This is a genomic window from Streptomyces sp. NBC_00996, assembly GCF_045162675.1.
Taxonomy (GTDB): Bacteria; Actinomycetota; Actinomycetes; order Streptomycetales; family Streptomycetaceae; genus Streptomyces.
This window is the reverse complement of sequence record NZ_CP108723.1, coordinates 8,597,068-8,614,957: the sequence shown is the minus strand read 5'-3', so window position 1 is coordinate 8,614,957 and position 17,890 is coordinate 8,597,068. Positions and strand designations below refer to the sequence as shown.

At 70.6% G+C, this 17,890-nt stretch carries 16 protein-coding genes and 1 pseudogene; 6 read left to right on the top strand and 11 right to left on the bottom strand.

All coding sequences use genetic code 11. The features are described from left to right. The first annotated feature begins 66 nt into the window (after nucleotides 1–66). On the top strand, nucleotides 67–834 hold the full coding sequence (locus tag OG390_RS40080) for a polysaccharide deacetylase family protein (protein WP_406178142.1): 768 nt from the start codon (nucleotides 67–69) through the stop codon (nucleotides 832–834). A 355-nt stretch (nucleotides 835–1,189) separates the two neighbouring features. Here the strand turns inward: OG390_RS40080 and OG390_RS40075 are convergent, their stop codons facing one another. Together OG390_RS40075 and OG390_RS40070 are read right to left on the bottom strand one after the other, a co-directional pair. Next, a complete protein-coding gene (locus OG390_RS40075; RefSeq protein ID WP_406174792.1) occupies nucleotides 1,190–2,254 on the bottom strand; it encodes a CU044_5270 family protein in 1,065 nt (354 codons plus the stop codon). Further along, nucleotides 2,251–2,889, bottom strand: coding sequence for an RNA polymerase sigma factor (locus tag OG390_RS40070; RefSeq protein ID WP_406174791.1), 639 nt, complete (start codon nucleotides 2,887–2,889; stop codon nucleotides 2,251–2,253). The genes OG390_RS40075 and OG390_RS40070 overlap by 4 nt, the downstream gene beginning before the upstream one ends. A gap of 335 nt (nucleotides 2,890–3,224) precedes the next feature. Here OG390_RS40070 and OG390_RS40065 point away from each other — a divergent pair. After that, nucleotides 3,225–3,842 (top strand): annotated as a pseudogene (locus OG390_RS40065) (transposase); the annotation flags it as partial. A 181-nt stretch (nucleotides 3,843–4,023) separates the two neighbouring features. On the opposite strand, the gene OG390_RS40060 reads toward OG390_RS40065, so the two are convergent. Beyond that, nucleotides 4,024–5,034: a DUF2278 family protein gene (locus OG390_RS40060; RefSeq protein ID WP_406174790.1), complete on the bottom strand. Its 1,011-nt coding sequence runs from the start codon at nucleotides 5,032–5,034 to the stop codon at nucleotides 4,024–4,026. A gap of 125 nt (nucleotides 5,035–5,159) precedes the next feature. On the opposite strand from OG390_RS40060, the gene OG390_RS40055 reads away from it, so the two are divergent. Next, a complete protein-coding gene (locus OG390_RS40055; protein WP_406174788.1) occupies nucleotides 5,160–5,600 on the top strand; it encodes an SRPBCC family protein in 441 nt (146 codons plus the stop codon). A gap of 214 nt (nucleotides 5,601–5,814) precedes the next feature. Next, on the top strand, nucleotides 5,815–6,009 hold the full coding sequence (locus OG390_RS40050) for a hypothetical protein (RefSeq protein ID WP_406174786.1): 195 nt from the start codon (nucleotides 5,815–5,817) through the stop codon (nucleotides 6,007–6,009). Here the strand turns inward: OG390_RS40050 and OG390_RS40045 are convergent. The 6 genes from OG390_RS40045 to OG390_RS40020 all read right to left on the bottom strand — a co-directional run bounded on the left by OG390_RS40045 (nucleotide 5,996) and on the right by OG390_RS40020 (nucleotide 13,165). Then, on the bottom strand, nucleotides 5,996–6,337 hold the full coding sequence (locus OG390_RS40045; RefSeq protein WP_406174784.1) for a glycoside hydrolase family 6 protein: 342 nt from the start codon (nucleotides 6,335–6,337) through the stop codon (nucleotides 5,996–5,998). The genes OG390_RS40050 and OG390_RS40045 overlap by 14 nt on opposite strands. After that, complete coding sequence (locus OG390_RS40040) at nucleotides 6,291–7,442, bottom strand: XdhC family protein (RefSeq protein WP_406174782.1); 1,152 nt, start codon at nucleotides 7,440–7,442, stop codon at nucleotides 6,291–6,293. Before OG390_RS40040 ends, OG390_RS40045 begins: the two co-directional genes overlap by 47 nt. Nucleotides 7,443–7,537: 95 nt before the next feature. Beyond that, nucleotides 7,538–8,995: an NCS2 family permease gene (locus tag OG390_RS40035; protein WP_406174780.1), complete on the bottom strand. Its 1,458-nt coding sequence runs from the start codon at nucleotides 8,993–8,995 to the stop codon at nucleotides 7,538–7,540. Nucleotides 8,996–9,282: 287 nt separating this feature from the next. Then, nucleotides 9,283–11,670 carry a xanthine dehydrogenase family protein molybdopterin-binding subunit gene (locus tag OG390_RS40030; RefSeq protein WP_406174779.1) on the bottom strand — a complete coding sequence of 796 codons (2,388 nt, stop codon included), beginning with the start codon at nucleotides 11,668–11,670 and terminating at the stop codon, nucleotides 9,283–9,285. A gap of 2 nt (nucleotides 11,671–11,672) precedes the next feature. Next, complete coding sequence (locus OG390_RS40025) at nucleotides 11,673–12,275, bottom strand: (2Fe-2S)-binding protein (protein ID WP_406174778.1); 603 nt, start codon at nucleotides 12,273–12,275, stop codon at nucleotides 11,673–11,675. Next, entirely contained in the window at nucleotides 12,275–13,165 is an 891-nt protein-coding gene (locus tag OG390_RS40020; protein ID WP_406174776.1) for an FAD binding domain-containing protein, read from the bottom strand. The genes OG390_RS40025 and OG390_RS40020 overlap by 1 nt, the downstream gene beginning before the upstream one ends. Nucleotides 13,166–13,575: 410 nt before the next feature. Between OG390_RS40020 and OG390_RS40015 the strand changes: the two genes are divergently transcribed. Both OG390_RS40015 and OG390_RS40010 read left to right on the top strand, forming a co-directional pair. Then, nucleotides 13,576–15,249 (top strand): PucR family transcriptional regulator, encoded by a 1,674-nt coding sequence (locus tag OG390_RS40015; RefSeq protein WP_406174775.1) that lies wholly within the window; start codon nucleotides 13,576–13,578, stop codon nucleotides 15,247–15,249. A gap of 150 nt (nucleotides 15,250–15,399) precedes the next feature. After that, nucleotides 15,400–16,173: a hypothetical protein gene (locus tag OG390_RS40010; RefSeq protein ID WP_399087634.1), complete on the top strand. Its 774-nt coding sequence runs from the start codon at nucleotides 15,400–15,402 to the stop codon at nucleotides 16,171–16,173. 308 nt (nucleotides 16,174–16,481) lie between these two features. Here the strand turns inward: OG390_RS40010 and OG390_RS40005 are convergent, their stop codons facing one another. Together OG390_RS40005 and OG390_RS40000 are read right to left on the bottom strand one after the other, a co-directional pair. Further along, nucleotides 16,482–16,793 (bottom strand): hypothetical protein, encoded by a 312-nt coding sequence (locus OG390_RS40005; protein ID WP_406174773.1) that lies wholly within the window; start codon nucleotides 16,791–16,793, stop codon nucleotides 16,482–16,484. A gap of 146 nt (nucleotides 16,794–16,939) precedes the next feature. Continuing rightward, nucleotides 16,940–17,785 (bottom strand): GntR family transcriptional regulator, encoded by an 846-nt coding sequence (locus tag OG390_RS40000; RefSeq protein WP_406174772.1) that lies wholly within the window; start codon nucleotides 17,783–17,785, stop codon nucleotides 16,940–16,942. Nucleotides 17,786–17,890 lie beyond the last annotated feature (105 nt).

Genomic DNA, 17,890 nt, shown 5'->3' with positions numbered 1-17,890 from the left:
AAGGGACTATACGTGCGATGTATACACCACATGTATAGTCTCGGCATGCCTCTACTGACCAGGAAGATGAAAAGACCGGGGACCAGGTTCCGTGCGGCGGCGGCGATCTCCGCCGTCGTCGCGCTGGCCCTGCCGCTCACGGGGTGCACGACGCTTCACACCACCGCGCCCAGCGCCGCCCGTGCGCAGGCCGCGGCCGACGTGCAGGCGCGGTTCGGGACCGTGGACTGCAGGGAGGTGAAGTGCATCGCGCTGACCTTCGACGCCGGGCCGAGTGAACACTCGGCCCGGCTGCTCGACATCCTCAAGGAGAAACAGGTCCCGGCGACCTTCTTCCTGCTCGGCAAGCGGCACATCGAGAAGTACCCCGAGCTGGTGAAGCGCATGGCCGACGAGGGACACGAAGTGGCCAGTCACACCTGGGACCACAAGATCCTCACGCGGATCTCGCCGGAGCAGATACGGGAGGAGCTGCAGAAGCCGAACGACGCGATAGAGCGGCTCACCGGGCACAAACCGACGCTGATGCGGCCGCCGCAGGGCCGCACGAACGACACGGTGAACAGGATCAGCCGCGAACTGGGGCTCGCCGAGGTCCTGTGGAGCGTGACCGCCAAGGACTACAGGACGAGCGACCCGAAGCTGATACAGAAGCGCGTCCTGCAGCAGTCGTCCCGGGACGGGATCATCCTGCTGCACGACCTCTACCCGGGCACCGTGCCCGCGGTGCCCGGGATCATCGACGCGCTCAAGAAGCGGGGGTACGTGTTCGTGACGGTGCCGCAGCTGCTGGCACCGGGGAAGGCCAAGCCCGGTACGGTGTACCGGCCTTGACGTGACCTCAGGGAACGCGAGGCGACATCAGGAGGCTCCGCCGAGCCGTACCGGCAGTGTCCGGTAGCCGTGGCCGATGAACGACTCGGCGTGCGCCAGTAGTGGCCATTCACTGAGCGGTTCGGAGCGCGAGCAGGCCGCCCCCGACATGGCGAGCGGTCTGCTTCCCTCGTAGCGTTGTGTTGCCTGCCGTCAGCTCTGGCCGGCCGTACGGCGCCTGCGCGCGATGCGCACTACGCCAGTGCCGACCAACCACGACCGCGAGACCGACACCCGCGACGACGGGAGTACTGCTCGACGCGCCGGTCCTGATCGCGTGGCAACATACGCACTGCCCAGCGGGGCGATCGCGTTCTCACGCACCGGTACCTTGCGCGCCGGGGCGCTGCTTCTGGGCGTCGACGACGGCCCGCTCCAGCACGGCGGTGGATTCGAGGACCGTGCCAGGCTTGACGTCGTCGGCCTGCTTGACCTGGACACCGCGGCTGCCGAGATAAGCGTACGTCTTGCGGTCGAAGATCCACTCGGTGCGATCGCCGCTCTGCTGGTCGACCCGGGCCAGGGCGATGCCCTCGCGTCCCGCGGCGTCCTTGGCATGGTCCACCACCACAACCCCGGGGATCTTGGCCGCGGCCCGGTACAGCGCCGCGTTCAGCTTCGCCGGTGCGAGCTGCTCCCTGAGCAGGTCACCGACAGTGGTGAATGCCTCCTGGTCCGGGGAGTTCCCCTGGCCCTTGGTCTCCTCGTAGATCTTCTTCAGCAAGGCGTCCGGGTCGGTGGGCAGCGTCTTGAGGTAGTAGTAGGAGGGGCCGTTCAAGCTGCTCTCGACGTCGCTGTCGAGGGTGACACCGCCCTTGGGCTGGTAGCCGGGCTCGTCCAGCCAACCCTGCTTGCCGTCGGGGGAATTCCAGACCTCACGGATATGCAGGGGCTGGACCAAGGTCTTGGACTCGACCGTGTCGGTGTGCAAGACGCAGAGGAAGGAGACCATGCTCTTGATGTAGATGTACTGGCCCGGGCCGGGTTCGGGCGTCTTGCGGGCCGAGGCGGCGGCGGCGATGTGCTCGACGGTGGAGGCGAGCTGGGCGGTGCTGCCGGGCTCGATGCGGACGACCGGTGCCTCGACCGGAGGCGGGGTGGCCGCGGTCATGCCGCTGCCCCCGGAACTGGTCAGCGCGGTGAAGGCGAATGCGCCGGCCAGGGCGGCAGCGGTGACCGGGACACCGATCAGAAGGACACGGCGTGCCACGCGGCGGGACGGCGCAGGGGCGGGTGCAGTGGGCTGGATCTCGCTCATCAGGTGCTCCTCGAGAAGCAGGTGACGGTCGAGCGACAGGTGCGGGTCTCCCGGCGCCGGCAGCAACCGGGCCAGTTCCGCGTGGTCCAGCGACTCCTCACGCCGAGACTTCTTGCGGATCATTCGGACCTCTCCTCGTACGACTCATGTGACCGGGCCGCAGAAGTGCGGCCGCCCTGTACTTGTCCGTTGCGCGGTAGCGGTTCCCTGCGTTTCCTCAGTTCTTCGTCGGCCAGCTTGCTCAGCCGTTTGCGGGCACGGGACAGGCGCGAGCGCACGGTGCCGACCGGGACGCCGAGCACGGCCGCCGCCTCCGCGTAGCCGAGCCCGGACCACACACAGAGCGTGAAGACCTCGCGCTCGCTCCGGTTCAGCCTCTTCAGCGCCCGCTGGGCGGCAGCCAGCTGGTCGGCATCGGCTATGCGGCCGACGAGTTCGTCGGCGAAGTCCGGGACCGTTTCCCTGGCCGGCAGACGCTCCAGGGCCCGCCGGTGGCGGCGCGCAGCGCGGGTGGTGTTGCGCAGTACGTTCACGGCGATGCCCATCAGCCAGGGCCGCGGACTTTCGCCCTCGTCCCGCAGCTTGGCGCGCAGCCGCCACGCCTCCAAGAAGGTCAGCGAGACGATTTCCTCGGCGACGGTCCAGTCCCCGGTCACGCGCACCGCGTGCCGGTAGACCAGTCGGGCGTGGTCACGGAAGAGCTCGCGGAACGCCTCGGGGTCGCCTCCCCGTATCCGGGTGTGCAATGAGTAGTCCACGTCCAGTCTTGTCCGCGCGGCATGGCAGGTTCCCGTGGCGTGCGTCACACGGCCAGGAGACATCGGGCTCCGCGGCCGGCTCGCGCATCACGTCCGCCGTCTCCGTGGGCCGAGCGACTTCTCGGGCGGCAGTGAGTACTGGGCGGCACAGCAGTTGAGCAGCAGGGCAGGTGGCGTCGTCAGGTTGAGCGGAGGTCTTGTCTGTCAATCCCCTCGAACTACGGAGATGTTCTAAGAGGTCGCCCAGGCAGGCGCGTTCGGATACCTCGGCAGCAGCACAGGCACAGGGCCTGGTGATCATGGAGTTGCGATGCTCTGTGATCACCGGGAGACCTGTGCCTGCCTTGCCATCATGGCTGACCGAACCCCTCTGGGACCAATTCGCGGCGCTGCTGCCGCCACGGCCGGTCTACGATCCGGCCCACCCGCCTGGCTGCCACCGCCCGCGGATCAGCGGCCGGATCGTCTTCGACAAGCTGCTCCAGCTCCTGCGCTTCGGCTGTTCCTGTCAGACGATCGCCGACACGACGTGCTCGGCCACCACGATCCGCAACCGCCGTGACGAGTGGATCCGACCGGGCGCCTTCGCCCGGCTCCAGCGCATCGCCTTGGAGTCCTACGACCGCATCGTCGGTCTCGTCCTAGACCAGATCGCCATCGACGGGTCGATCACCAAAGCACCCGGAGGCGGAGAAGCCGCCGGACGCTCACCGGTCGACCGCGGTAATCAAGGTCTCAAACGCTCGGGAATGACGGACGGCTACGGAATTCTGCTCGGCCGCGTACTGGCCGGAGCGAACTGCCACGACTCGCCCTTGCTTCCCCACCCCGGACCCGATGCCCGACGACGTCACCATGCACCTGGACGCCGGCTACGACTCAGGCAATCCCGTACCGTCCTCGACCAATGCGGACTGCAAGGCCGGATCGCGTACCCGGGTTGCCGCGATCCAGGCCGTTTATGCACGATTCCATGCGGCGCGGACGTGCAGTCGTACGGTCGCCGTGATCACTAGGCGGCCGACGAACTGCGGTGTAAATATGGTGCCCTTGACCGACGAGAAGTCCTCCGACCGCCGCAGCACCTCCCGTACATCCGCTGGACAAGGGCGGCGAAAGGGACTTCGCAGGCCCTCAGAACACCACGGTCCAGCCCTCGCGTGCGGCCTGCTGGGCGGTGTACGAGACGCCGTGCACCTTCAGGCCGTCGGCACCCAGCAGGGTGATCCGGCCGCCGCTGTTGCCCAGTTGGACTCCGTCCGTGAGGCGGACCACCAGGGCGGCACCGGCGGCGAGTCGCCCTGGAGGCACTGCGCAGGTGTGGCCGAGCCGGTCGGCGACGCGCCAGCCGGTGAGGTCGACCGGGTCGGGCGAGGCGTTGATGAGCGTGACGTTCTCGGATTCGGGCGCCGGGCCGCGGGGGTTCACGAGGGCCGCCACGATGCGCACCGGTTGACCGCCCGGGTCGGGGCGGGAGTCGTCGGGCGGGACGACTGCGTGACCGGTGATGTCGTCCGTGTGCCAGGCCTGGCTCTGGAAGGCGAGGAAGACACCCACCCAGCGCGACTGGGCCGGGAAGTGGATGAGCAGTCCGCCGTCCTGCCAGACTCCGTCGTCGTCCTGGAAGCGGGCGCTGTTGCCCTGGTTCATATGGATGTCGTGCACGCCGTTTCCGGGCAGGAAGCCGAAGATCTTGTCCCGGACGGTCGGCTCGGGACCGAAGCGCTCGCCGAAGACGTACATCCGGGCGGCCGGGTCGCCCACCGCGCGCCGTACGTAGTGGTCGAGCAGGTCGGCCAGGTCGTTGTCGGCACCCTCCACGTCCGGTGGCAGCGGACGCATCTTCGCGGGGTCGAAGAGGTTGCCCCGTACGAAGTCGAGGTTCGGGCCACCGGGGCCCGGCGGCAACGTGTTCCAGCCGGAGGCCAGGCCTTCCAGGTGCGCGGTGACCGGGTGCTGGAAGTCGTCGTCGACGAGATAGAGCAACTCGGAGGGTCGCTCCTGGGACATCACGTTCACCGCCGCACGGTAGTGGGTCCCTTGATCATCCGTCAGATGGATCTGGTAGTGCGGGGTGTCGACGGATCCCTCTCGGCGGGTGTCGACCGCCCGTGTGATCAGTACGCCGTACGCCTTCAGCGCCATGGTGACCAACTCCCCCTGGGGGCGGTGGCATTGCTCGCCCCATGAGGGAATGGTAGGGCGATGGCGCCCGATATCAGGCGGTTGCGTGAGAATTCACTTCCCGTTCGACTGCTTACGATCACCCGGTGGTCCTCTTCCTGCTGGAACGCCTGTCCCCGCGCCCGGTCGACGAGAGCTGGCGGTGCCTCACCGACTGGCCCCGGCACGCGGACGTCGTCCCGCTGACCCGGGTCACTGTCCTCACGCCGCCGCCGACGCGGGAGGGCACGGTGTTCGTGGCGCGGTCGGGGGCGGGTCCCCTGGCCTTCGAGGACCCCATGGAGGTCGTGACATGGCAGCCACCGCGGGACGAGGGTCCGGGGACGTGCCGGCTGGTCAAGCGCGGCACCTTCGTCACCGGGTGGGCCGAGATCGAGGTGCGCCCGGCGGCCGACGGGGGCTCACAGGTGCTCTGGCGGGAGGAGCTGAGGGTGCGGTGGCTGCCCCGGGCTGCCGACCGGCCGCTGAGGTGGGCGGCGCGGTGGATGTTCGGGCGGGCGCTGGACGGGCTGCTGCGCCGGGATTGAGGGCCTGGGCAGGCCATGGGCTCCGGCAAGGACCGCCGCCGGAGGCCTGGGCAGACCATGGGCTCCGGCAAGGACCGCCGCCGGAGGCCTGGGCAGACCATGGGCTCCGGCAAGGACCGCCGCCGGAGGCCTGGGCAGACCATGGGCTCCGGCAAGGACCGCCGCCGGCCGATCACCAACCGCTGACGCGACTCCGCCTGAGGCGGCGCCGACCGTGCCCTGTCCCGGAGCGATCCGCCCGGTCGTGGTCCGGCTCACCGCCGTGCCCCGGGGCGGACGAAGCGCCGCCCCCGTACCCGGCCGGAGCCTGCGGCGCATCGGCGCCGTCACCCCGGTCGAGGCCGCCGCCCGACCGGTAGGCGCGGACAGCCCGGAGGAGCCGGCCCTGCCCGGCCTCAAGGCCCGCTGAAGATCGGCGGGTCGGTGAAACGGACGAGCTCCAGAGCCTGTTCGGGGAACCAGTCCCCCGCATCCGGGTCGACCATCCCCCGTTCCGGGTCCTGGGGCCCCGCCGTACCGCGCAGACACAGCCCGTCCGATTCGCCGGGCGTCTTGATCCACAGCCGGGCGTCCTGCAACGGGTCGCCGATGCGCAGGGTCGGGCGGGCGCCGAGGCCCCGGTTCGGCGGATTGCACCAGTCCTGTCCGCCACGGCTTGTGGCGGACCCTTCCCGCAGGTGGGTAGGTCGGTCAGGCCACCGACCCGATCCGCGCCGCAGGCGCCGACGCCCCCTCATGATGAATCGGCGTGTGCGCCCCCGTAAGCGAAACCCCACTCCCCCCACGCCGATTGGCCACGATCTCCGAGGCGATCGACAGCGCCGTTTCCTCGGGCGTACGTGCCCCCAGATCCAGGCCGATCGGCGACCTGAGCCGCGCCAGCTCCAGGTCGCTCACGCCCACGTCCCGCAAGCGCTCATTGCGGTCGAGATGCGTCCGGCGCGACCCCATCGCGCCCACGTACGCCACCGGCAGCCGCAGCGCGAGCCGGAGCAGCGGTACGTCGAACTTGGCGTCGTGGGTCAGGACGCACAGCACCGTGCGGGAGTCGACCTCGGTGCGCTCCAGGTACTTGTGGGGCCACTCGACGACGATCTCGTCGGCTTCGGGGAAACGGGTGGCGGTGGCGAAGACCGGGCGGGCGTCGCAGACGGTGACGCGGTAGCCCAGGAACTTGCCGATGCGGACCAACGCAGACGCGAAGTCGATGGCGCCGAAGACGATCATCCGGGGCGGCGGCACCGAGGACTCCACCAGTACCGTGAGCGGTGCTCCGCAACGAGAGCCCTGCTCTCCGATCTCCAGGGTGCCGGTGCGGCCCGCGTCCAGGAAGGCGGCCGCCTCGCCCACGACCGTGCGGTCCAGTTCGAGGTGGGCGCCGAAGCCGCCCTCGTGGGAGCCGTCGGAGCGGACGAGCACCGCACGGCCCAGCAGTTCGCCGGGGCCGCTCACGATCCGCGCGACCGCCGCCGCCTCCCCGGCCGCGGCGGCGGCCAGCGCCGTCGCGAGCACCGGCCTGGCGCGGTCGCCGGAACGGACCGGCGTCACCAGGATGTCGATGATGCCGCCGCACGTCAGGCCGACCGCGAAGGCGTCCTCATCGCTGTAGCCGAAGCGTTCGAGGACCGTCTCGCCGTCCTCCAGCGCCTGTTGGCACAGGTCGTAGACCGCGCCCTCCACGCAACCGCCGGAGACCGAGCCGATCGCCGTGCCGTCGCGGTCGACGGCGAGTGCGGCGCCCGGCCGGCGGGGTGCGCTGCCGCCGACGGCCACCACGGTGGCCACGGCGAAGTCGCGTCCCTGCTCGACCCACCGGTGCAGCTCTTCGGCGATGTCCAGCATGTCTCGGTCTCCTTGGACGACGTAACAGCGGTGGTGTGCAGGGCGGGTCCTGTCGCCGCGCGGCAGGCGCCGGTTCGGCGACAGGACCGTGGGCGTCAGTGCACGCCCATCCAGCTCTCGATGGGGTTGAGGGCGAAGTAGACCAGGAAGATCGCCGTCAGGCCCCACATGAACGCTCCGATCTCCCGGGCCTTGCTCTGGGCGATCTTGATGGCGACGTAACTGATGACTCCGGCCGCGACGCCCGCGGTGATGGAGTACGTGAACGGCATGATCACCACGGTCAGGAAGACCGGGATCGCGGTGGCGCGGTCGGCCCAGTCCACATGGCGGGCGTTCATCATCATCATCGCGCCGATGACGACCAGCGCTGCCGCCGCCACCTCGCCGGGGACGATCGCCGTCAGCGGGGTGAAGAAGAGGCAGGCCGCGAAGAACAGGCCGGTGACGACCGAGGAGAGGCCCGTGCGGGCGCCCTCACCGACGCCGGTCGCCGATTCGACGAAGACCGTCTGGCCGGACGCGCCGGCGACACCGCCGACCGCTCCGCCGACGCCGTCGATGAACAGCGCCTTGGACAGGCCGGGCATCCGCCCCTTGTCGTCGGCCAGGTTGGCCTCGGTGCCGACGCCGATGATGGTGGCCATGGCGTCGAAGAACCCGGCGAGCACGAGAGTGAAGACGATCATGCCGACCGTCATCGCGCCGACCTGGCCCCAGCCGCCGAACTCGACATGGCCGAAGAGCGAGAAGTCCGGCATCGAGACCGCGCTGCCGTGCAGTTCGGGAGCGCCGCTGGCCCACTGTTTGGGGTCGATGACGCCGAGGCCGTTGAGGATGACGGCCGCGACCGTGCCGGAGACGATGCCGATGAGGATCGCGCCGGGAACGCCCCGCGCCTGGAGCATGAAGATCAGCAGCAGGGTCGCCGCGAAGAGCAGGACCGGCCAGCCGGCGAGTTCACCGGTCGGGCCGAGCGTGACCGGAGTCGACTTGCCCTGGTGGACGAAGCCCGCTTTCACCAGGCCGATCAGTGCGATGAACAGGCCGATGCCCATGGTGATCGCGTGCTTGAGTGCCAGCGGAATCGCGTTCATGATCATCTCACGCAGGCCGGTGACGACCAGGAGCACGATCACGGCGCCGTACATCACGCACATCCCCATGGCCTGGGGCCAGGTCATCTGCGGGGCCACCTGCGAGGACAGCACGCCCGAGACGGAGAGTCCGGCGGCTAGGGCGAGCGGCACCTTGCCGACGAAGCCCATGAGCAGCGTGGTGAAGGCCGCCGCGAACGCGGTCGCGGTGATCAGGGCCTTCTGGCCGAGCATGTCCCCCGCCACGTCCTTGCCGGACAGGATGAGAGGGTTGAGCAGCAGGATGTACGCCATCGCCATGAACGTCGTGACGCCACCGCGCACCTCACGCGCGATCGAGCTTCCCCGCTGGGATATGTGAAAGTACCGGTCGAGCCAAGACCGTCCGGCCGGGACACGGCTACCCGTGCCCGCGTCCTCCGCGGCGGTCTTCGGCTCCAGTGACTGCTGGGTCATGTGGGCCTACTCCCAAGGTTCAAAGGGGCACCCGCCACAGCCGCCCTGACGGCTGATCAACCGCGAGCGCGGCTACGGGATTTGGGAAGGTGCTTCGGCCGCACGACCCGGGGGACGGCCCGAGACGAACGATAGGGACTGCTGGTACCGCCGGTACTGACTGCGGCTGGTACTCAACTCGACTTGCCGATGTGCCAAGTTCCGCGAGCGGTGCGGTACTTGAGTACTCCGGGCGGCGCGGCGAAGTGTGACGTTCCCTCGCCGCCCGGAGAGTCCTGCCCGGTGCCTTAGGCCGTGCCCGTGAGGTGCTCGGGGCGTACCGGCGTCCGGTTGAGCTCCAGACCCGTCGCGTTCCGGATCGCCGCGAGGACGGCCGGGGTGGACGACAGGGTCGGGGCCTCACCGATGCCACGGAGCCCGTACGGGGCGTGGTCGTCGGCGAGTTCGAGCACGTCGACGGGGATGGTCGGCGTGTCGAGGATGGTGGGGATCAGGTAGTCCGTGAAGGACGGGTTGCGCACCTTCGCGGTCTTCGGGTCGACGATGATCTCCTCCATGACCGCCACGCCCAGGCCCTGGGTGGTGCCACCCTGGATCTGACCGACGACGGACAGCGGGTTGAGCGCCTTGCCGACATCCTGGGCGCAGGCCAGCTCGATGACCTTGACCAGACCCAGCTCGGTGTCCACCTCGACCACCGCGCGGTGCGCGGCGAAGGTGTACTGGACGTGGCCGAAGCCCTGCCCGGTACGCAGGTCGAAGGGCTCCGTCGGACGGTGCCGCCACTCGGCCTCGACCTCGACCGGCTCGCCTTCGAGCACGTCGACCAGGTCGGCGAGGACCTCGCCGCCGTCGGTGACGACCTTGCCGCCCTCCAGGAGGAGTTCGGCGGTGGCCCAAGCGGGGTGGTACGTACCGAACTTGCGGCGGCCGATCTCCAGGACCTTCTCGCGCACGAGCTCGCAGGAGTTCTTGACGGCGCCACCGGTGACGTACGTCTGACGCGACGCGGACGTCGAACCGGCGCTGCCCACCTGTGTGTCCGCCGGGTGGATCGTCACCTGGGTGACGCCCAGCTCGGTGCGGGCGATCTGCGCGTGGACGGTCACGCCGCCCTGGCCGACCTCCGCCATGGCCGTGTGGACGGTCGCGACGGGCTCGCCGCCCACGACCTCCATCCGGACCTTGGCGGTCGAGTAGTCGTCGAAGCCCTCGGAGAAGCCGACGTTCTTGATGCCGACCGCGTAGCCCACACCTCGTACGACGCCTTCGCCGTGCGTGGTGTTGGAGAGGCCGCCCGGCAGCTGGCGTACGTCGGCGGCCTCACCGGCCGCGAGCCACTGCTGCTCCGGCGGCAGCGGCATCGCCTCGACACGGCGCAGGAGTTCGGCGACCGGGGCCGGCGAGTCGACGGCCTGCCCGGTCGGCATGATGGTCCCCTGCTCCATCGCGTTGAGCTGACGGAAGGCGACCCGGTCCATGCCCACCGCGTCGGCGAGTTTGTCCATCTGGGCCTCGTAGGCGAAGCACGCCTGGACCGCGCCGAAGCCGCGCATGGCGCCGCAGGGCGGGTTGTTGGTGTAGAGGGCGATGGCCTCGATGTCGACGTTGTCGACGACGTACGGTCCGGCACCCAGCGAGGAGGCGTTGCCGACGACCGCCGGGGAGGCCGACGCGTAGGCGCCGCCGTCGAGCACGATCCGGGCCTTCAGGTGGGTGAGCTTGCCGTCCTTCGTCGCGCCGTGCTCGTAGTAGAGCTTCGCGGGGTGACGGTGGACATGCCCGAAGAAGGACTCGAAACGGTTGTAGACGATCTTGACCGGCTTGCCGGTGCGCAGCGCCAGCAGACAGGCGTGGATCTGCATCGACAGGTCCTCGCGGCCACCGAAGGCGCCACCGACGCCGGAGAGCGTCATACGGACCTTGTCCTCGGGCAGGCCCAGGACCGGGGCGATCTGCTTGAGGTCCGAGTGCAGCCACTGGGTGGCGATGTAGAGCTCGACACCGCCGTCCTCGCAGGGCACGGCGAGACCGGACTCCGGGCCGAGGAAGGCCTGGTCCTGCATGCCGAAGGTGTACTCGCCCTTGACGACGAAGTCGGCCTTCTTGGCGGCCTCTTCGACGTTGCCGCGGACGATCGGCTGGCGGTGCACGATGTTCGGGTGCGGGACGTGGCCGATGTGGTGGTCGTCGCGGCCCTCGTGGATCAGGATCGCGTCGGGCGCGGTCGCGGAGGCCTCGTCCGTGATGACCGGGAGTTCCCTGTACTCGACCCTGATCTTGGCGGCGGCGCGGCGCGCGGTCTCCGGGTGGTCGGCGGCGACGATGGCGACCGGCTCGCCGTGGTGGCGTACCTTGCCGTGCGCGAGGACCGGGGTGTCCTGGATCTCCAGGCCGTAGTTCTTCACCTCGGTGGGCAGGTCGTCGTACGTCATGACGGCGTACACGCCGGGCTGCGCGAGGGCCTCGGAGGTGTCGATCGACACGATCTCGGCGTGGGCGACGGTGGAGCGGAGGATCTGACCCCACAGCATGTCCTCGTGCCACATGTCGGAGGAGTACGCGAACTCGCCGGTGACTTTGAGGGTGCCGTCCGGGCGCAGCGTGGACTCGCCGATGCCGCCCTTGGTCTTGGAGCCCTGTGTGATGTTGGTGGGCGTACCAGTCGTACCCATCGTCAGACCGCCTCGGACTGCCGGGCGGCCGCGAGGCGGACCGCGTCCATGATCTTCTCGTAGCCGGTGCAGCGGCACAGGTTGCCCGAGAGCGCCTCGCGGATGTCCGCGTCGGTCGGGTTCGGGGTGCGCTCCAGCATCTCGTCCGCCGCGACCAGCAGACCCGGGGTGCAGAAGCCGCACTGGACGGCGCCGGCGTCGATGAACGCCTGCTGGATGGGCGAGAGTTCGCCACCCTCGCCGGTCTGCGAGTCGTGGCCCTTCGCCGCCCAGTGCTTGGCCTCGTCGAGCGAGGTGCCCGGCGTCCCGGAGGTGCCGCAGGCGCCGGTCGCGCAACCGCCGTGCTCCGCACGCTGCTTGGCGAAGTCCGCGAGACCCTCGACCGTGACGACCTCGCGTCCCTCGACCTGACCGGCCGCGACCAGACACGAACACACCGGCACACCGTCGAGGCGGACCGTGCAGGAACCGCACTCGCCCTGCTCACAGGCATTCTTCGAACCCGGCAGGCCCAGGCGCTCCCGCAGCACGTACAGCAGGGACTCGCCCTCCCACACGTCGTCGGCTTCCTGCTGACGGCCGTTGACCGTGAAATTGACGCGCATTACGCGACTCCCTCCGTGCCGGCGGCGGTGCCGCGGTACGACTCCCAGGTCCAGGTGAGCGTCCGGCGGGCCATGATGCCGACCGCGTGGCGGCGGTAGCTCGCCGTGCCCCGGACGTCGTCGATCGGGTTGCAGGCGGCGGAGCACAGGTCCGCGAACTGCTTGGCGACCGACGGGGTGATGATCTTTCCGTTGTCCCAGAAGCCGCCCTCTTCGAGCGCCGCGTTCAGGAACTCCTCGGCGGCCTTGGCGCGGACCGGGGTCGGCGCGGCCGAGCCGATGCCGGTGCGGACCGTGCGGGTCTCGGGGTGCAGAGCCAGGCCGAAGGCGCACACCGCGATCACCATCGCGTTGCGGGTGCCGACCTTCGAGTACTGCTGGGGGCCGTCCGCCTTCTTGATGTGTACGGCCCGGATCAGCTCGTCCGCCGCGAGCGCGTTGCGCTTCACCCCGGTGTAGAACTCGTCGATGGGGATCAGCCGCGAGCCGCGTACGGACTCGACCTCGACCTCGGCGCCCGCCGCCAGGAGCGCGGGGTGGGCGTCACCGGCCGGGGAGGCGGTGCCGAGGTTGCCGCCCACGCCGCCGCGGTTGCGGATCTGCGGGGAGGCCACGGTGTGCGAGGCCAGGGCCAGGCCGGGAAGCTCGCCGCGCAGATTCTCCATGATCTGGGTGTACGGAACGGAGGCGCCCAGGCGCACGCTCTCCTCGCCGACCTCCCACTCGCTCAGCTCGCCGATGCGGTTCAGGTCAAGGAGGTACTCGGGCCGACGGTGGTCGAAGTTGATCTCGACCATCACATCGGTGCCACCCGCAATCGGCACAGCGGTGGGGTGCTCAGCCTTGGCGGCGAGCGCCTCCTCCCAGCTGGCGGGGCGAAGGAAGTCCATGAGTGGCTCTCTTCTTCGTATCGTGGGTCGTTCTGTTTGAGCCAAAGATCGTGTGCGGCGGCCCGGCTCGTTCATGAGTTGTTCACGCGGATCGGGGTCAGTACACCGCGCCGTACAACACCGGGGTCAGTCACCGAAACCATGAAGGAGTTGGCTGGCCAGGGCGCACATCTTGTAGATTCGTATGAACGGAGGTCACCAGTAACCTCCTTGTTTTCCTCTGGAAACTTCAAGCACGGCCCGGGACAGAGAGAGCACAGGTCGCGAAAGCCCAGGACACAGCCTCGGAGGGGGCGGGACCGGCGTCCTGGGCACACGCGGGCCGACTCTCCGGAGTCCGAGAATCCGCTCGCCGGGTCCTCAGTACAGATCCATCGTAGATTTCGAGACAAAGAACGGCGGCGACGAGAATGCGGCTGCGCGCACTGCTGAACACCGACGCGCTGGGCCTGCGGCTGCTCGGCGGCGAGGACGAGCTGGACCGCACCGTCCGCGGTGTGATGACCACGGACCTCAAGGACCCCAGCCGCTATCTCTCCGGCGGCGAACTGGTCCTCACCGGCCTCGCCTGGCGGCACGACGCCGACGACTCGGAGCCCTTCGTACGCATCCTCGCGAGCGCCGGGGTCGCGGCGCTGGCCGCCGGTGAGGCGGAGCTCGGCGACATCCCCGACGACCTCGTCGTGGCCTGCGCCCGGCACCGGCTGCCGCTGTTCGCGGTGAACGAGTCGGTGGCCTTCGCGACGATCACCGAGCACGTCGTACGGCAGGTCTCGGGCGAGCGCGCCGGGGACCTGGCCGCGGTGGTGGACCGGCACCGGCGGATGATGACGTCGGGCCCGGCCGGTGGCGGTCCCGACGTGGTCCTGGACCTGCTCGGCACCGACCTGGATCTGCGGGCCTGGGTCCTCTCGCCCACCGGGCGGCCCATCGCGGGCTCGAAGCTCACGGGCCCCGGACTGCCCACGGGCGTGTGCGCCGAGCTGGCCGCCGAGCATCTGGCGGCGACGCGCACCGGACGCCGCGGACCACACCGGGTGACGGTCGGCACGACGACGTACTCGCTCTTCCCGATCCGCTCGGCCGGGCGCTCCACGGGCGCCTCCCGCGACGTGCGCGAGACGGTGCTGTCCGACTGGCTGCTCGCCGTCGAGGCGGACGCCGGGGACTGGCCCGACGAGCGGCTCGACCTGCTCCAGGGCGTCACCCAGCTGATCGCGGTGGAGCGCGACCGGCGGGACGCCGCGCGCACGGTGCGCCGGCGGCTCGCGCAGGAGGTCCTGGAGCTGGTGCAGACGGGCGCCGCGCCGGCCGAGATCGCGGCCCGGCTGCGGGTGGCCGCGCCGGTGCTGCTGCCCGGGCTCGGTGCGGCCCCGCACTGGCAGGTGGTCGTGGCCCGTGTCGAGTGGGACGGCGGCGAGATCGAGGGCGGTCCGGTCGCCCAGTCGCTCCTGGAGGAGATCCTCGTCGACCCGCTGTCGACGGGCCCCGAGCACTCCGACCGTATCGCCGTCGCCCACACGGGTGACGAGGCGATCGCGCTCGTCCCCCTGCCGGCGGTGTCGGCGGAACACGACGGCTCCGAGTCGGGGTTGCTCGCCGACACGCTCTTGGAGGCCGTACGGGACCCGCTGTCGGCCGGCCTGAACGACGACGGGCGGCTCACCCTCGGCGTCAGCGCCGCCGTCCACTCGGCGGAGGGGCTGCGGGGCGCACTGGAGGAGGCCCGGCACGCCCGCCGGGTCGCCGCGGCGCGCCCGGGGCGGGTGTGCGCGGCCGGGCACCAGGAGCTGGCGTCGCACGTGCTGCTGCTCCCCTTCGTGCCCGACGACGTGCGCCGCGCCTTCACCGCCCGGCTGCTCGACCCGCTGCGCGACTACGACCGCCGCCACCGCGCCGAGCTGATCCCCACGCTGGAGGCGTTTCTCGACTGCGACGGCTCGTGGACGCGCTGCGCCACCCGTCTGCACCTGCACGTCAACACGCTGCGCTACCGGGTGGGCCGTATCGAGCAGTTGACGAGTCGGGACCTGTCGCGGCTGGAGGACAAGCTCGATTTCTTCCTGGCGTTGCGCATGAGTTGAGGTCGCGGGCTCGTCGGCCCCACGCTCCCCAAGTGGCGCCGGTGTCCCACGACTTTGTGAAATCCTTCACCCACCCCCTTGGCCGGGCCCCGCGATCCGTGCTGAGATGCCACCACTCAACAGCTCAATGGTGTGCTCGGGGAGGGCAACGTGGCGCATACCGCCATGTCTGGTTCCGGAACGACTGCAGGGGACGATCCACTCCAGACCGCGGTATGGCGGCTGCGCTCACGCGCCTGCTGGGCCGACGCGGCCGCGCTGCTCAAGCCGCACACCGCGGAGGCGGCGCTGCAAAGAGCCTCGCTCCTCGTCGAGCGGTGCCTGTACACCGAGCAGGGCTGGGCCGAGGCCGAGGACGCGCTGCGCACGGCGGAGGCGGTGGCGCAGAGCGACGACGAGCGGGGCGCGGCGGCCTGCGAGCGCGGACAGCTCGCCTACGCGGCCACTCTGCTCGGCGTACGTGACCGCGCGGACGAGGCACGCGCCGCGCTCGGCCGGGCGGCGGCCCTGATCGCGCCGGGCGCCGCCGGGCGAGCCCTGCTCGACTTCCGGCGCGGGCTGCTGGCCGAGAACCTCGCGCGCTCGCCGCAGGCCGCGCGGGCCGCCTACCGGCGCGCCCACGCGGGGGCGGTCGCCCATGGCGACCCGCTGCTGCTCTCGTTCACCTGGCGGCATCTCGCCGGACTCGCCCTGCGGGACGGGGAGTTGGCGGAGGCGCGACACGGCTTCGCCGAGTCTTTGCGGATCCGTGAGGAGTTGGGGTATCTCGTGGGTACGGCTCCGGCGTTGGCGTCCCTGGCCGACGCGGAGGCCGAGCCCGAGGCGTCTCGGCTGCGCGCCGAGGCGGGGCGGTTGTTCCGGTTGCTCGGGGGCGTACCCACCTGGCTGGCGCAGCAGCTGACCCCGCCCGCGGCGACAGCCTGAGAGCGCGGAGAGCATCTCTGTCGGGCGGCTGCGGGTGGTTCGTCGCTGGTCGCCCAGTTCCTCGCGCCCCTTTCCGCGGCCGCCCGTACCCGGAGTCCGCCGGAACCCTCCAGGGCCTGTCGTTTGGATCAGGCCGGATCAGGGAGCGGGGCTTGGCGCGTGCAGCCGCAAGGCGGAGGAGGGAGTCGACGCGCTGGGGGGTCCCCCCGCGCGAGCGAAGCCGAGCGTGGGGGAGCCGGCGAGTGACGACAACGCCGCAGATATGCGTGCCGAGCCCCGCGAGCCCGGCCTGATCCACACGACAGGCCCTAGCTGCTCTGGACGTGCGCCAAGAGATTGCGGGCGAACGTCGCCACGCTGGTGCGGAGTTCGGGGTCGCGGGCCACGTGGACGACCACCGCCACGATCACGAGGAGCGTGAGGAAGCCGCGCAGTCCGCCGCCGCGGCCGCCGCCGTAGGACATGGGGCGGTGCAGCTGAGGCGCCCCCGAGTGAGGGCCATGGGCGCGGGCCATGTCGTGCATCTGACGGTGGTGGCGTACCTGGTTCTGGTGGATCTGCTGGGCCTGCTGTGCGGCCTGCTGTGCCTGCTGCTGTGCCATCCAGGACGGGTCGGGCATCGGTCTCTCCCCCGGTTTCGGTCCGGCTCTCGCCGTGTACGCGAAGGCACGCGTGCGGGGCGGGCCGGGTTCCCGGCGAAGGGGTGTGTTGCGCGGACCGTACGGATCCGTGACACGGGTGAGCGGAAGGGCACCTACCCGCGGTGTCAGGACACTCCGGCGAAGTGCTCCCGCACCAGGGACTGCACGACCGCCAGGTCTTCGGCGATCAACGCGTCCAGCAGGGAGGTGTGTTCGGCGGCGTCGGCCACGAGGTCCGCGCGGCCTCGGCCCACGGGGCCGCCGACCAGGGGCCACTGGGCGCGGCGGTGCAGGTCGTCGGCGATCTGCACCAGCTGGACATTGCCGGCCAGGGCGAGCACCCCGCGGTGGAAGGCCCGGTCGGACTCGGCGTAGGTCGCGCGGCAGCCCGAGGAGGCGGCCCGTACCGTCGCCTCGGCGAGCGGGCGCAGGTCCGCCCAGCGGGCCGCGGGCACGGTGCCCGCGAGCCGCAGCAGCACCGGGACTTCGATCAGGGCCCGGATCTCGGCGAGTTCGGCCAGCTCCCGCGTGCCGCGCTCGACGACCCGGAAGCCCCTGTTGGGTACGACCTCGACGGCGCCCTCCAGCGCGAGCTGCTGCATCGCCTCCCGTACCGGCGTGGCGGACACCCCGAACCGCTCGCCGAGCGCGGGCGCCGAGTACACCTCTCCGGGGGCGAGCTCGCCGGCGACGAGCGCGGTGCGCAGGGCGTCAAGGATCTGTCCGCGTACAGAGGCGCGCTGGACGACAGGACGCGCGCCCTCGGCGCGCGGGCGCGGGATGGGCGTCTCGCTGTGCGTGTGCTCTCCGCGAGCGCCGGCACCGGCGCCCTCGGCGGCGACACCCCGCTTGCGGTCCACATCCGCGGCCTGCGGCTGTGCGGGTACCCGAACGGCCCCCGTACGGATGTCCGGGACCCCGGCCCCCCTACCGGCGGAGCCGTGCGCATTGCGCGGGCCGGCCTGCTCCACGGGGTCCTCCTCCGGGTTGGTGGTACTTGGGGGTCATTGCGGGGGTTGTTACTCGTCCGTCAAGCACCATAGGCGCACAGGGCCTCAGTTCAAACATCATGTACA

What these genes read in the sequence shown, in the direction of transcription:
- OG390_RS40080 (WP_406178142.1), top strand. Translation starts at nt 67, where the DNA reads ATGAAAAGACCGGGGACCAGGTTCCGTGCGGCGGCGGCGATCTCCGCC.
- OG390_RS40075 (WP_406174792.1), bottom strand. Translation starts at nt 2,254, where the DNA reads ATGATCCGCAAGAAGTCTCGGCGTGAGGAGTCGCTGGACCACGCGGAA.
- OG390_RS40060 (WP_406174790.1), bottom strand. Translation starts at nt 5,034, where the DNA reads ATGGCGCTGAAGGCGTACGGCGTACTGATCACACGGGCGGTCGACACC.
- OG390_RS40045 (WP_406174784.1), bottom strand. Translation starts at nt 6,337, where the DNA reads ATGAGGGGGCGTCGGCGCCTGCGGCGCGGATCGGGTCGGTGGCCTGAC.
- OG390_RS40040 (WP_406174782.1), bottom strand. Translation starts at nt 7,442, where the DNA reads ATGCTGGACATCGCCGAAGAGCTGCACCGGTGGGTCGAGCAGGGACGC.
- OG390_RS40035 (WP_406174780.1), bottom strand. Translation starts at nt 8,995, where the DNA reads ATGACCCAGCAGTCACTGGAGCCGAAGACCGCCGCGGAGGACGCGGGC.
- OG390_RS40030 (WP_406174779.1), bottom strand. Translation starts at nt 11,670, where the DNA reads ATGGGTACGACTGGTACGCCCACCAACATCACACAGGGCTCCAAGACC.
- OG390_RS40025 (WP_406174778.1), bottom strand. Translation starts at nt 12,275, where the DNA reads ATGCGCGTCAATTTCACGGTCAACGGCCGTCAGCAGGAAGCCGACGAC.
- OG390_RS40020 (WP_406174776.1), bottom strand. Translation starts at nt 13,165, where the DNA reads ATGGACTTCCTTCGCCCCGCCAGCTGGGAGGAGGCGCTCGCCGCCAAG.
- OG390_RS40015 (WP_406174775.1), top strand. Translation starts at nt 13,576, where the DNA reads ATGCGGCTGCGCGCACTGCTGAACACCGACGCGCTGGGCCTGCGGCTG.
- OG390_RS40005 (WP_406174773.1), bottom strand. Translation starts at nt 16,793, where the DNA reads ATGCCCGACCCGTCCTGGATGGCACAGCAGCAGGCACAGCAGGCCGCA.